The organism is Ancalomicrobiaceae bacterium S20 (genome assembly GCA_040269895.1).
Lineage (GTDB): Bacteria > Pseudomonadota > Alphaproteobacteria > Rhizobiales > Ancalomicrobiaceae > Methyloraptor > Methyloraptor flagellatus.
The window spans coordinates 3,286,812-3,301,435 of sequence record CP158568.1 but is presented as its reverse complement, the minus strand read 5'-3'; the positions used below and the strand labels follow the sequence as shown (position 1 = coordinate 3,301,435).

At 68.9% G+C, this 14,624-nt stretch carries 6 protein-coding genes; 2 read left to right on the top strand and 4 right to left on the bottom strand.

Translation table 11 applies throughout. The annotated features are described in order from the left end of the window. Positions 1-67: 67 nt before the first annotated feature. Positions 68-1,939 (bottom strand): methanol/ethanol family PQQ-dependent dehydrogenase, encoded by a 1,872-nt coding sequence (locus ABS361_14970; GenBank protein XBY43389.1) that lies wholly within the window; start codon positions 1,937-1,939, stop codon positions 68-70. A gap of 511 nt (positions 1,940-2,450) precedes the next feature. Between ABS361_14970 and ABS361_14965 the strand changes: the two genes are divergently transcribed. After that, the gene (locus tag ABS361_14965) at positions 2,451-3,329 is read left to right on the top strand and encodes a TraB/GumN family protein (protein XBY43388.1); all 879 of its coding nucleotides are present in this window, start codon (positions 2,451-2,453) and stop codon (positions 3,327-3,329) included. Positions 3,330-3,384: 55 nt separating this feature from the next. Here ABS361_14965 and ABS361_14960 read toward each other — a convergent pair whose 3' ends face one another. Both ABS361_14960 and ABS361_14955 read right to left on the bottom strand, forming a co-directional pair. After that, positions 3,385-4,386 carry a DUF4424 domain-containing protein gene (locus ABS361_14960; GenBank protein ID XBY43387.1) on the bottom strand — a complete coding sequence of 334 codons (1,002 nt, stop codon included), beginning with the start codon at positions 4,384-4,386 and terminating at the stop codon, positions 3,385-3,387. A gap of 178 nt (positions 4,387-4,564) precedes the next feature. Then, complete coding sequence (locus ABS361_14955) at positions 4,565-5,242, bottom strand: aspartate/glutamate racemase family protein (protein ID XBY43386.1); 678 nt, start codon at positions 5,240-5,242, stop codon at positions 4,565-4,567. Positions 5,243-5,302: 60 nt separating this feature from the next. Between ABS361_14955 and ABS361_14950 the strand changes: the two genes are divergently transcribed. After that, positions 5,303-14,098, top strand: coding sequence for a cadherin domain-containing protein (locus ABS361_14950; protein XBY43385.1), 8,796 nt, complete (start codon positions 5,303-5,305; stop codon positions 14,096-14,098). Positions 14,099-14,195: 97 nt separating this feature from the next. Here the strand turns inward: ABS361_14950 and ABS361_14945 are convergent, their stop codons facing one another. Then, entirely contained in the window at positions 14,196-14,486 is a 291-nt protein-coding gene (locus ABS361_14945) for a hypothetical protein (protein XBY43384.1), read from the bottom strand. Between the last annotated feature and the right edge of the window lie 138 nt (positions 14,487-14,624).

Sequence of the window (14,624 nt, the reverse complement as noted above, 5' to 3'; positions counted from 1 at the left end):
TGCGGCCGATCCCGGTTGAGGGGCCCCCGCGCGGACCCTTCCGGCTCCGCGCGGGGGAGTCCGGTCGTCACTTGGCGGCGTACTCGCCGACCTTGACGTCGTCGTAGGGGCTCTTGCCGTCGAGCGAGAACACCATCACGCCGCCGCCCATCTGGGTGTAGTGCTGGAGGTTCTTGAACGCGCCGACCGAGCCGAGACCGGCGGTCGGGTCGTTGAGGTCGAACACCAGGCCGACACCCGGCCAGCCGCCGACGCCGTAGTAGATGGCGACGTACTGCACGCCGTTGTGGGTGTAGGTCATCGGATGACCGATCACGCCGGACGGCAGGCGGTACTTCCACTTCAGCTCGCCGGTGCGCGTGTCACGCGCCTTGATGAAGCCGTCGAGCGTCCCGTAGAAGACCAGGTTGCCGGCGGTCGACATCGTGCCGCCCCACACCGCGAACTTCTCCATCGCCTCCCAGGCGTACTTGCCGGAGATGGCGTTGTAGGCCTTGATCTGGCCGAGGCCGAGGTAGTTCTGACGATCGCCCTTCGGGCCCGGGTACATCCACAGCGTCGCGCCGACGAAGAACTGACCGGCGCGATAGGGCAGCATGAACGGTTCCCAGTCCATGCAGATGTGGTTGATGCCCATGAAGAACAGCTGCTTGTCCGGATCGTAGCTGTCGTGGCCCTGGTTGTGGTAGCCCATGGCCGACGGGCAGATGTCGCGGCCCTTGTGGTCCATGCGCGTGCCGTATTCCGGATCGCGCTGCGGCAGGCCGGACTTGAGGTCGACCTGCTTCACCCAGTTGACCGTGTCGTCGAGCTTGTTGGCCGAGACGAGGTCGCCGGTTTCGCGGTCGAGGGTGTAGACGATGCCGTTGCGGTCCGGATGGGTCAGCAGCTTGCGGGTCTTGCCGTCCTTGTCCTTCTGCTCCGACAGCATCATCACGTTGACGCCGGCGTAGTCCCATTCGTCGTGCGGCGTCTTCTGGTAGCCGAAGCGCGCCTTGCCGGTGTCGACGTCACGACCGAAGATGGTCATGGTCCACTTGTTGTCGCCCGGACGCATGGTCTCGTTCCACGGCGCCGGGTTGCCGGTGCCGAAGTAGACCATGTTGGTGGCGTTGTCGTAGGCGTACCAACCCCAGTTGGTGCCGCCGCCGATCTTCCAGGCATCGCCCTCCCAGGTCGAGGTGCCGAGGCCCTTCTGACCGTAGTGCGGGTTCTTGATGTTGAAGTCGTCGGCGAGGTTCAGGTCCGCGTCCGGACCCGTGGCGTAGGAGCGCCACTTCTGCTCGCCGGTCTTCACGTCGTAGGCGGTGACGTAGCCGCGCACGCCGAGCTCGGCGCCCGAGGAGCCGACCAGCACCAGATCCTTCACCACATAGGGCGCGCTCGTCAGCGTCGAGCCGACCTTGATGTCGGAGTTCTCCATCTTCCAGACCTCGGCGCCGGTCTTGGCGTCGAGCGCGACGATGTGGCCGTCGAGCTGGGTCTTGAGGATGTACGGGCCGACCTTGCCGTCACCCGGCCAATAGGCATTGCCGCGGTTGACGATGTCGCAGCAGGCGACCGCGCGGGCGGCCGGGTTCTGCTTCGGCTTGTGCATCCACTTGATCTTGCCGGGCTCGGCGAGGTCCAGCGCGAAGGTGATGTTCGGGAACGGCGTGTGGACGTACATCGTCCCGTCGACGACGAGCGGCGTGCCCTCGTGGCCGCTGAGCACGCCGGTCGAGAACGACCAGGCCGGCTTCAGGTTCTTGACGTTGTCGACGTTGATCTGGGTGAGGGACGAAAAGTTGTTCTCCGAGTAGTTCTTACCCGGCATGACCCAGTTTTCGTCCTTCTGCGACAGCTCGATGAGCTTGTCGTTCGCCGCGGCCGGCATGGCCGTCACGGCGAATGTCGCCGCCACGGCCGCGACCGACACGGACAACAGATGATGTCTCATGCTCGACTCCTTGGGTTCCTCGCGCAAGATCGAGGCATTCGATGCGTCCGACGCGATCGAATAGACGGTCCTGCTGCGACGCTGTTTCGTCGCTTTATATTGGGTGTATACATCGCGCGACACTTCTCATAATTTACTTATGAAAAATGTCTTCTTGCGATCTTTCTTCGCAAGTGTTGACAACGCTATGGTTTTATCCGGATGTGTGTCTTTAGATCTATTTCCAGAGTGATCCGGGAAGTTTCGGCAATGTCGGCGGAACGTTTGCCGGTCTACCGCACTGCAAACGGGCCGCAGGGCGGGGCCGATGCCCATTTCCGCGGATCAGCCTTCAGAGGCGGGCCGGTTCTGCTGCGGTGCGGCATGGGCTGCCTGGAGCACATGGCGGAATTGTCGCAGGGCGTCATGCGGGGTGTCGCAAGGAGAGGAGCGGAGGATGGGCAATTCGGATCTGGCCCGGGGCGAGCGCCGGCCGACGCGCGCGCCATCGTGGCCGTTGCCGTGGCGGACGGTGCGGCGTTGGGTGGATCGGGTGGCGATCGTGCTGCTTGTGGCCGGACTGCTCGGCTCGGCGCCGGTCCATGCGGCGCCCGACCTCTGGGTGGTCAGCAAGGGCGAGGCGTCGGTCGTGCTCTACGGCTCGCTGCATTTCTCCGGACCCGAGCGCAATTGGCGCACGCCGAGCTTCGTCCGCGCGCTGGCCACGGCGGATTCGCTCTGGCTGGAGAGCGTGCCCGCGCCGGCCTCCGACGCGTTGCGGACCAGAATCGCGGCGGCGACGATGGATCCGACGCGGTCGCTGAAGGCGCGGCTCGCCGTCGACGACCAGCAGCGTCTCGAGGTTATCGCCGCGCGTCTCGGCGTGCCCGAGGCCGCGCTCGACCACATGCGGCCGTGGTCGGCGTCCCTGGTGCTGGTCGAGCGGGCGTTGCGCCGCGCCGGACTGAAGCCGGGCGGTGCCGAGGCGGATGTCGCGGGCGAAGGGCTGGCGCGCAACGTGCCCGTCACCGGCCTGGAGCCGGCGGAGCGGACGCCGGCGCTGGTCTCATCGCTGACCGATGCGGAGGATCTGGCCGTTCTGACCAGCACCTTGCGCGATCTGGAGCGGCCCGATCCGCAGTTCCTGCGGCTGCAGGCGGCCTGGGAGGCCGGTGACGAAGCGGCGATCGAGGCGATCGGCATCGGCGAGATGCGCCGCGACACGCCGGCGCTCTACCGCCTGCTGATCGCCGATCGCAACAAGGACTGGGCCGAGCGGATCGGCGATCTGCTCGTCGGCCGCGGCCGACATTTCGTCAGCCTCGGCATCCTGCATCTGGTCGGCCCGGACCGGCTGCAACTGGTTCTCGAAGCGCAGGGCTACACGGTCCAGCGCGCGCCGAACCGCTGAGCTGAAACGTGGCCGCGCCGATCCGAGGCCTCGGCGCGCCGCCTTTCCGATGGCTTCAGTTGGTGAATTCGACGATCAGCACGTCGACGTCGCGCTTCGGAACAAAGTTCTCGTGGACGACCTCGAACCGGGTGTCGCTGATCTTCTTCACGCCGGTCTCGCAGAAGCTGACCATGTTCTTCGGCGCGCCCTTGTCGACCACCATGCGGAACTTGCCGATCGGCCCGCTCCAGTTGGCGCCGGAGACCAGCACGTAGGAGATCCACTTTTCACCGTAGTTGGTGGCCTCGCCGGTCTTGGCGCGCTTGTCGAAGCCGGCCATGAACTGGTCGTCCATGCAGAACTTCGCCTTGGCCTCGAGGAAATAGCTCTCCTTGCGCGACGACTTGTCGAACCGGCCACCGACCGAGCCGCCGACATAAGGTTTGTAGGAATGCGAGACCGTGACCGACCGCCCGGCGGGGAAGGTCTGGCGCCGGGTGACCGCGGTCGAGACCTTCCAGAGCGCGAGGTAGCCGTTCGGGTCGGAATGGTCGCCGTTCATGTCCTCGAGCAGCCCGGCCTTGACCAGCTCGGCGCGCTGTTCCTTCGACAGGCCGGCCAGAGCCTTGCCGAGCCTCTCGTAGGTCGGCATCACCGGCAGTCCGAGCGCCTTCAGCTGCGCGGTGATGTCCGTGCCCTTGAGCGTCGCGGTCTGCACCAGCGTCAGCGGCGCGGGCTTGCCGTCGATCGTCGTCTTGAAGTCGAGCTCGGTCTCGTAGTCGGGCACCTGCTTGTCGGCATACTTCTCGACGTTCTCGTAGTCCGGCAGCGGGAAGGCGACCAGCGTCTCGATGTCCTGCGCCGAGGTGTTCAGGAACACGTAGTCGACCTCGATGCGCTGTTCGGCAATGCGCAGGTCCTCGCTGACCATGCGGATGCTGTCGCTCTTGGTCAGGGTGAGGCCGCCGAGGCCGATTTCGGCGGTGCTGTCGTTGGCGCGCGCGGCCGCCGTGCCGAGCACGACCGCGAGCGCGAGCCCGGCGGCGGTCGAGGTGAGGGAAATCGGCTTCGGCATCGGTCTTCTCTCCGGCAACAACTGATTGAAAACGGATCAGGCGGATCGCAGTGCTTCGAAGGGCGTGATCCGCCGTCCGGTTTCGCCATGAATCACGATCGTTTGCAATGGCTGTCGCATCGAGGCATCCGACGATGCGAGAGGACACGACCGGCGGAGCGGCCGCACCCGCTCGGGCTCACGCGGCCTTGTCGCCGACCCGGCGGATCGCCAGGCGCACGGCCGCAGGAATCGGCGCGATGATCGGCACGGCGAACCGTCCCGTGAGCATCGCCGCGGCCTCGCCGAGCGGGCCGCCGCCGATGACGATCGCCTCGGCGCCCAGGTCGGCGATCGCCCTTTCGCAAGCCTCGCCGAGCGCTGCGACCAGACCGGCGGGATCGGCCATGATCCGGTGCACGTCGCCCTCGGTCAGGGCGACGCCCGCGAAGCTCGCGCCATGGCCGCGGCGGCGCGCCATGGCGGCGATCGGCTCGGCGAGATCCGGCGTGGTCGTCGCGACCGCGAAGCGCCGGCCTCCCGCCGCGGCCTCCGCGAAAGCCGCCTCGCCGATCCCGGTGACCGGGACCGACAGCCGCGCGCGGAGCGCATCGAGGCCCGGATCGCCGAAGGCCGACACGATCACGCCGGCCGTACCTGCTGCCGCGCTGTCGTCGAGTTCGGGCGCATCCGCGAGGTCCGCCACCGCCGCGGCGGCTTGGGCGAGCTGAATTGCATCGGTGATCAGCGGCACGCCGCGCCGCACGGTCATGGCCGAGACGCGCCAGCCGTCAGGCGCGGCGCGCGCGGCGATGGCCCGCATCGTCTCGGTGGTCGTCTCATTGGTGTTGGGATTGATCAGGATCAGGCGGCGCATGACGCGACCTCCGGCGTCGCTCGGTCGTCTCGCGGCCGGGCGCGACCCGGATCCGACGGCGTGCCGCCCGCGGCGCGGTTCCGTCACGGCCCTAACCAGCGATTAACTCACCCGGCTGGAACTTCAAGCAAATTGCGTGCGAAGGCGGCTTTTCGTCCTCGGGTTCACGCGCCGCTTACCGAACGTCGCCGAGGGTGGCAACCGGAGTGCGCCGGAGTCTGCCGGCGCTCGATGGGTAATTGTGTCATGAGCGGTTCCAAGACCCCTGCTGCGCAGCCGATTCAGCGGACGCCGAGCGTGCCCTTGGGCGCCGGCACGTCTCCCGAAGAGGAGCTGAAGCGGGTTCGCGAGTTCCTGCTGCCGGAGCGGACGCTCGAGCGCACCGACATCGCCAATGCCAATGTCCATCTCGGCTCCGGCACGTCGGTCGCCACTGCCGCGGACCCGAATGCCGCGCCGCTGCCGGGCTCGGTTCTCTCCGGCGGAACCGACCGCCTCGCGCCGCTCGACGTGGCCGCGAGCGGATCGGCACTGTCCGATGCCGCGGCTCGGACCACGGCGGCACCTTCCTTCACCGCGACCGCCGAGACCGCCACGGCCGGGCCCGTGCCCTTCACCCCCGTCAATGCCGCGACCGCGTCGCCGGGCCTGTCGGCGACGGCGCCGGCCGTCGGTCCTGTCGCCGCGGATGTCCCGTCCGCCGGTTCGGCAACCGGCCTCGCGATCCCGGTCGCATCCGCCGCTCCGCGCAGCGAGGCCGTTCCGGCCGGAGAAACGAGCCCGCGCAGCGACGCAGCGCCGATCTCCTCCATCCAAACCACTTCGGCTTCGGCCACCTCGGTCTCGGCGACGACGTCGACGGAGGCCGGCACGGCGCAGCTGAGCCCCCCCGAGGCTGCGGGCACCGATTCCGGCGCGCCGGTCGCTTCGGGGCCCTCGCCTTCGACCACGTCCGTGCCGACGACGACCGCCGGAGTGGAGACCAGCGCCGACAACCCGACGTCCGGCGCTCCCGCGAGCGATACCTCCACCGGCGGCGCCTCGTCCACCGGAGCGGGCGGCGGCACGTCCGGAGGAACTTCCACCGGTGACGTCCCCGCTAGCGGCGCTTCGTCCGGCGAGAACTCGTCCGGTACGTCCTCCGGGGGCACATCCTCTGGCGGTGTGTCGTCAGGCGAAACCTCCTCCGGTGCGGCATCAGGCGGGGACACCCCGTCCGGCGGTACGCCGTCGGGTGGGACATCGTCAGGCGACACGCCTTCCGGCGGCTCCCCTTCCGATGGCGCGGCTTCGGGCAGCGGTGCGTCTGGTGATGCATCATCCGGCGGTGCACCGTCCGGCGGCGCACCGTCCGGCGATACGCCGTCTGGCGGCGCGTCGTCGGGTGGAACCGCGCCCGGCGGCACCTCGGATCCGGGCAGTTCCGGCCCGAGCCCGTCGGATCCCGGTTCGTCCGGACCGACGACACCCGCGGTCGTCAACCACACGCCGTCCGATCTGACGCTGAGCGACGTCGCACTGTCCGAGGCCGCCGCGGGCGGCGCGCGGATCGCGACCGCGCATGGCGTCGACCTGGATCAGGCCGACACCCTGACCTATTCGCTCGCCGACGACGCCGGCGGCCGCTTCGTCATCGATGCAAAGACCGGCGAGATCTCGGTCGCCGCCGGGGCCCGCTTCGACTACGAGACTGAGCCGACGGTCAATGTCACGGTCGCTGTCACCGACGGCTCCGGCGAGACGCTCGCGCGCAGCTTCACCCTCGGCGTCGCCGATGTGAACGAGGCACCGACCGGGCTGACGCTGGCCTCCGGCGGCACGATCGCCGAGAACGCGGCGACCGGCACCGTCGTCGGCCGGGTCGTCGGCACCGATGCCGATGTCGCGCATGGCGACGTGCTGACCTATGCGCTGACCGATAGCGCCGATGGCCGCTTCGCGATCGACGCGGCGACCGGCGTGATCACCGTCGCCGACGGCACCAAGCTCGACTACGAGACCGCGACAGCGCATCAGGTCACGGTGACCGTGACCGACGCGAGCGGTGCGTCCTATGCGAAGGTGCTGACCCTCGGCGTCGACAATGTCACCGGCCATATCGTCGGCACGGACGGCGACGACCGGCTCGCGACAACCTCCGAGGAGGACGTGGTCACGGCCGGGGCCGGCAACGACACGATCCTGGGCTCGGCCGGCGCTGACACGATCGAAGGCGGCGCGGGCACCGACACAATCGACTACTCCGGCTCCGCAACCGCCGTCACGGTCGACTTCGCCGCCGGCACCGGAGCGGGCGGTGACGCGGCCGGCGATGTCTATGCCAACGTCGAGGCGGTAATCGGCTCGACGCATGATGACCGCTTCGTCGCCGGCACTACGGGTATGACCGCGGAAGGCGGCGCGGGCGCGGACACTTATATCGGCAGCACGACGGCCGTCGATGCGGTGAGCTTCGCCGGCTCGAACGCTGGGGTAACGGTCGATCTCGGCGCTGGAACCGGCGCGGGTGGGGATGCCAGCGGCGATCGTTACGAGTCGATCGAGCGCATCGATGCCTCGCGCCACGACGACGTGCTGATCGGCTCGTCGGCCAACGAGCAGTTCAACGCCGGCGCCGGCAACGACACGATCACCGGCGGCGGTGGCAACGACACGATCGACGGCGGTTCGGGCAATGATGCCGTCGTGTTCTCCGGCAACTGGGCCGACTACGATCTGACCGGCGACGGTTCGACCCTGACCGTCGCCGACCAGCGTGGCGGCGCGCCGGATGGCCGCGACCAGATCACCGGCGTCGAGACGCTGCACTTCGCCGACGGTGACGTCTCCGTCGCCGATCTCGTGCTCGGAACGACCGGCAACGATATGCTCTCGGGCGGATCGGGCGGCGATTTCATCTCCGGCGGCGCGGGTGACGACACGATCCTGGGCGGCGGCGGCAATGACACGATCCTGGGCGGCGCCGGCGCCGACCTGACCGTCTTCACCGGCGCCTCGACCGATTACAACTTCTCTCTCAACGCCGACGGCTCGGTGACGGTCACCGACCTGCGCGCCGGCTCGCCGGACGGCACCGACATCCTGCGCGGCATAGAGACCGTGCGCTTCACCGACGGCGACTACGCGCTGCGGGTCGGCTCGGCGGGCGCGGATGCGCTCGTGACCGCAGGGCCGAGCGTCGCGGTCATGGGGGCCGGCGCCGACACCATCGTCGCCGGGGCCGGCGCCGATCGGATCTTCGCCGAGGCCGGTCGCGACGCCGTATCCTATGCCGGCTCGACGGCCGGCGTGACCGTCGACCTCGACAGCAACACGGGCGCGGGCGGCTTCGCGGCCGGCGACCTCTATCACAACGTCGAGGCCGTGATCGGCTCGGACCACGGCGACCGGCTTCTCGCCGGCGCCTCCGGCAATACGCTCGATGCCGGGGCCGGCAACGACACGGTCTGGGGCGGCGCCGGCGCGGATTCGATCGCGGTCGGCGCGGGCGACGACGTCGTCCATGCAAGTGCCGGCGGCGACACGATCGATGGCGGCGCGGGCACCGACCTGCTCGACCTGTCGAGCGCGACGGCAAGCGTGACCTTCAATCTGGGTCTGGCCGACGCGCAGGCGACCGGCACCGATTTCGGCGCCATGACCGTGTCGAACGTCGAGAACCTCACGACCGGGTCCGGCGACGACCATCTCACCGGTTCGGCGGAAGCCAACGTGATCGATGCGGGTGCCGGCAACGACACGATCACCGCCTCGGCCGGCGGCGACATCTACGACGGCGGCGCGGGCTCCGACCTGATCGACTTCTCGGCCGCGACCGCAGCCGTTACCTTCGACCTCGCCACCACGACCGCTCAGGCGACCGGCGCCGACTTCGGCACGATCACGGCCAGGAACTTCGAGAAGGTCGCGGGCGGCGCCGGCGACGACGTGCTCGCGGGTTCCGCCGGCGCCAACGTGATCGCGGCCGGCGCGGGCGACGACACGATCCGCTTCAGCGCCGGCTACGACACGATCGACGGCGGCGCGGGCCATGACACGCTGGTGATGCCCGGCAATGTCGAACAGTACACGTTCTGGAACGACGGCGGCTTTACCTATGTCCTCGACATGGCCGCCTATCAGGCGACCGGCGACTGGGGCGCGGCGGTGAGCCGGCTCGTCGATGTCGAGACGCTGCGCTTCGCCAACGGCACGATCGAGGTCGCTTCGATCCAGGAAGGCTCGGTCTTTGCCGACTCCATGGCCGGCGGCGCCGACAAGGACGTGATCTCCGGTCACTACGGCGACGACACCATCGCCGGCGGTGCCGGCAACGATATCATCGCGGTGAACTCGGGCAATTCGGTCGTCGACGCCGGTGCCGGCGACGACATCGTCATCGGCGACATCGGTTCGGATTCGATCCAGGGCGGGGCCGGCAACGACATCCTGTTCGGCTATCAGGCGAACGACACGATCGAGGGCGGCGCGGGCGCCGATACGCTCGACGGCGGCAATGGCTCCGACACGCTCTCCTATGCGACCGACACGACGGGGGTGATGGTCTCGCTCGCCGCCGGCACGGCGACCGGGGGCGACGCAACCGGCGACGTGATCGCCAACTTTGAGAACGTCATCGGCGGCCTGGGCAACGACCGGATCACCGGCGACGCGCATGCCAATCTGATTGAGGGCGGTGCGGGCAACGACACGATCGTCGCCTCGGCCGGTGGCGACACCTATGACGGCGGCGCAGGCACCGACCTGATCGACTTCTCGGCCGCGACCGCGGGCGTCACCTTCAATCTCGGCACCACGACCGCGCAGGCGACCGGCACCGACTTCGGCACGGTCACCGCCGCGAACTTCGAGAATCTCGCGACCGGTTCCGGCGACGACCGGATCACCGGCGACGCCAATGCCAATGTCATCACGACCGGCGCCGGCAACGACAGCGTCAGCGCCGGCGCGGGCGACGACACGGTCGCCGGCGGGGCCGGGGCCGACACGCTCGACGGCGGCGCGGGCAACGACACGCTCGACTACGGCGCGGACACGACCGGGATCACCGTCAACCTGGCGGCGGGCACCGCCACGGGCGGCGAGGCGACCGGCGACGTGATCTCGAATTTCGAGAACGTCATCGGCGGCGCCGGCAACGACATCCTGACCGGCGACGGTCACTCGAACACGATCGACGGCGGCGCCGGCGGTGACGTGATCACCGGCGGCGATCAGGCGAACATGCTGATCAACGGCGCCATGAACGCGGGTGTCGCGAACAGCACGGCCAGCCAGTTTCTGAACGGTCAGGTCGCCGGCTGGACCAACAGCGGCGGCTCGATCGTCGAGTTCTGGGGCTCCGGCGCGGTCGGCACCACGACGGCCGACGGCGGCAATTTCGCCGAGCTCGACGCCGAGTGCGGCGTCGACACGCTCGGCCAGTCGGTGAAGACGGTGGCCGGCGAGAGCTATACGATCAGCTTCGATATCGCCGATCGTGTCGGCACCTCGGCGGCGACCAACGTCTTCTCGGTCTACTGGAACGGTCAGCTCGTCGAGACCTTCTCGCCGACCTCGACCAACTGGACGAACTATGCGGTGACCGTGGTCGGCACTGGCGGCAACGACCGCTTCGAGTTCCGCGAGAGCGCGGCGACCAACGACACCTACGGCACGCTGATCGACAATGTCGTCATGGTGCGCTCGGCCGGCGACCAGCTCTCCGGCGGGCTCGGCAACGACACCGTCACCGGCTCGAGCGCCAACGACACGATATCCGGCGGCGCCGGGGCCGATCTGCTGATCGGCGGCGCCGGCATCGACACGCTGACCTACACGACCGACACCGCCGGCGTCACGGTCAGTCTTGCGGCCGGCACGGCGACCGGCGGCGAGGCATCCGGCGACGTGATCTCCGGCTTCGAGAACCTCGTCGGCGGCGCCGGCAACGACGTGCTGACCGGCAATGCCGGCGACAATGTCATCGACGGCGGGGCCGGCAACGACACGATCGCCGGCGGTGCGGGTCATGACACGCTGATCGGCGGCGCGGGCTTCGACATCGTCGACTTCTCCGGCGCGACCGCCGGCATCACGCTCGATCTCGGCGCCCAGACCGTGTCGGGCGGTGCGGCGGGCGACGTGATCTCGGGCTTCGAGGGTGCGATCGGCACGGCCTTCAACGACGTGATCAAGGCCGGCAACACCGGCGCGAGCATCGACGGCGGCGCCGGCAACGACTCGATCCTCGGCGGCGCAGGCAACGACACGATCGCGGTCGGCGCGGGTGCCGACACGGTCGACGGCGGCGCCGGCAACGATACGCTGTCGGTCGCGGGCTATACCGGTTCGACAGGCCTGGTGATCTCGCTCGGCACGGGCAAGGCCTCGGTCGCCGGCGCTTCGACCGCGTCGACCATCTCGAACTTCGAGAATGTCGTCGGCAGCGCGCAGGACGACGACATTTCGGGCACGACCGGGGCGTCGAACGTCATCGACGGCGGCGGCGGCAATGACATCCTGCTCGGCGGCGCCAACCTGCTCGTCAACGGCGACTTCTCGGCCTCCAACGGCGGTTGCGACTTCATCAACTACTGGACCGGCAGCAACATCGGCGGCTGGACCGTGGTGTCGGGCAACATCGACGTCCACACCGACGCAGGGTGGGACAGCCACGGCGCGGTCGCGGCGGGCAGCCGCAACGGCGTCAACGACATCGATCTCGATGGTCTCAGCCCCGGGGCGATCGCCCAGACGGTCTCGACCGTCGCGGGCCAGACCTACACGGTGCACTTCCTCGTCTCCGGCAACAGCTATTGGCAGCCCGACTATGCCCAGTCGCTGACCGTCAGCGCCGGCGGCTCCTCGCAACAGGTGGTCTGGAACTACACGACCGACGGGGCCTGGACCGACGTCAGCTTCACCTTCACGGCGGTCGCGGCCTCGACCACGTTGCAGTTCGCCAGCAACAGCACGAGCGGCAATGCCGGCGCGCTGATCGCCGACGTGTCGATGATGAACATCTCCGACACCGCCGCCGATACGCTGCTCGGCGGCACGGGCAACGACTACATCGTCAGCGCCGCCGGCAACGACTCGATCGATGGCGGCGCCGGCAACGACACGATCATGGGCAGCGCCGGCGCCGACACGATCGTCGGCGGGGGCGGCTCCGACTTGATCACCTATGCCGAGAGCAATGCGGCGGTGACCGTCTCGCTCGCCGACGGCACCGAGACCGGCGGCCATGCGTCGGGCGACGTGATCTCCGGCTTCGAGAACGTCACCGGCAGCAATTACAACGACATCCTGATCGGCGACGCCCAGGCGAACTCGCTCTCCGGCGGTGCCGGCAACGATTCGATCGACGGCGGCGCCGGGAACGACACGATCCAGGGCGGCATCGGCGCCGATACGCTTCTCGGCGGCATCGGAACCGACACGCTGTCCTACGCCGCCGACACGGCCGGTGTGACCGTCAATCTGGCGGCTCAGACCGTGACCGGCGGCGACGCGACCGGCGACGTGATCTCAGGCTTCGAGAACGCGGTCGGCGGCATCGGCAGCGATGTGCTGACGGCGGCCGCGGGTGGCAGCCATTTGTGGGGCGCGGCCGGCAACGACTCGCTCTACGGCGGCACCGGCGACGACACGCTGGCGGGAGGCGCCGGCAACGATCTGCTGTCGGGCGGCGGCGGCAACAACCTCGCCGACTATTCGGACGCGGCCGGCGGCGTCACGGTGTCTCTCGTCACCACGCTCGCCCAGTACACCGGCGCTTCGTCCGGCTGGGACACGCTGGTCGACATCGAGAACCTGCAGGGTTCCGCCTTCAACGACACGCTCACCGGCGACCTGCACAACAACTCGATCGCCGGCGGCGAGGGCAACAACATCATCGCCGGTGGTGGTGGCGACGACACGCTGTCGGCGGGCGCGGGCAACGACTTCATCTACGGCGGCTCGGGCAACGACGTGGTCGATGCCGGCGACGGCAACAACACCGTCTATGTCTATGGCGGCGACAACACCGTGACCGCCGGCTCCGGCAATGACTACATCGTCGCCGACATCGGCTCCGACGTGATCGACGCCGGCGACGGCAACAACACGATCGACGGCGGATCGGTCTCCAACACGATCCACGCCGGCAGCGGTAACGACGTCGTCTATGGCGGCGCCTCCGCCGATCTGGTCGACGTCGGCAATGGCGACAACACGGTTTACGCCTATGACGGCGCCAACACCGTCACCGCCGGCAGCGGCGCCGATCATATCTATGCTGGCAGCGGTAACGACCTCATCAGCGCCGGCGACGGCAACAACTATGTCGATGCCGGCGGCGGCACGAACACCGTGACCGCGGGCGCCGGCAACGACACGGTCTTCGGCGGGCTGGGCAACGACCTGATCGATGCCGGCAACGGCAACAATTTCATCCAGGCCTATGACGGCACCAACACGGTGACCTCCGGTGCCGGTGCCGACACGATCTATGCCGGGTCGGGCAACGACTCGATCTTCGCGGGGGCGGGCAACGACTATGTCGATGCCGGCGCCGGCAACGATACGATCGACGGCGGCTCGGGCAACGACACCCTGCTCGGCGGCGTCGGCAACGACGTGTTCCTGATCAACGCGAGCCCCGGCCACGAGATGATCTATGGCGGCGCCGGATCGAGCTGGGCCGACACGATCGACCTGTCCGGCTTCGCGGGGCAGGGCGGCGGCTGGACCCTGACCCTCGACGGCGGCCACGCGATCACGTCGCAGTCCGCCCACGACATCCTGCTCGACCAGGACGCTTCCGGCCACATCGACTTCGCCGACGGCAGCTCGGTGACGTTCCAGGGCATCGAGAAGATCCACTTCTGAGGCCGGCCGACGCGATCGGCTGCGCCTCGCGGACATGTGTGCCCGGCCCCGGAGATGCCCGGCGTCTCCGGCGGATCGCGCGTGGGAGATAACCCGCTCAGTCCGGCTTGGTCGCGCCGACCAGCGAGGCGACGGCCGAGAAGCTGCGCCTGGACCCTTCCGGGTCGCCGGCGGCGAGCCGTAGGAAGCGGATCGGGAACAGCACGGCGTCGACATTGGCGGGCGTGAGCCCGGCCGGGCGGCGCGGATCGCGCGTGGCGGCCCGCTCGGCGGTCGCGAGTGCGGCATCGATGTCGGCTTCGGTGACGAGCCCCTTCGCCTTCAGCGCATCGACGAGCGCGGCGACCGCGAGCAGCAGGCCTTCGAGCTGGAGATTGGCGGTATTCATCGGCGTCTCCCCTTGCGGGCTCCGGGCATCCCGGAGCCATCGCCGCGAGGGCAACGTGGCGACGCTCACGTTCGTTCCCCAGCGGGCCTTCGAGCCGCTTGCGGTCCGCGCCCAACTCTTGAGAGAACGCCGGCAACG

Excerpts from the sequence above, each read along its gene's own strand:
- ABS361_14960 (XBY43387.1), bottom strand. The coding sequence starts at position 4,386 with ATGCCGAAGCCGATTTCCCTCACCTCGACCGCCGCCGGGCTCGCGCTC.
- ABS361_14945 (XBY43384.1), bottom strand. The coding sequence starts at position 14,486 with ATGAATACCGCCAATCTCCAGCTCGAAGGCCTGCTGCTCGCGGTCGCC.
- ABS361_14955 (XBY43386.1), bottom strand. The coding sequence starts at position 5,242 with ATGCGCCGCCTGATCCTGATCAATCCCAACACCAATGAGACGACCACC.
- ABS361_14970 (XBY43389.1), bottom strand. The coding sequence starts at position 1,939 with ATGAGACATCATCTGTTGTCCGTGTCGGTCGCGGCCGTGGCGGCGACA.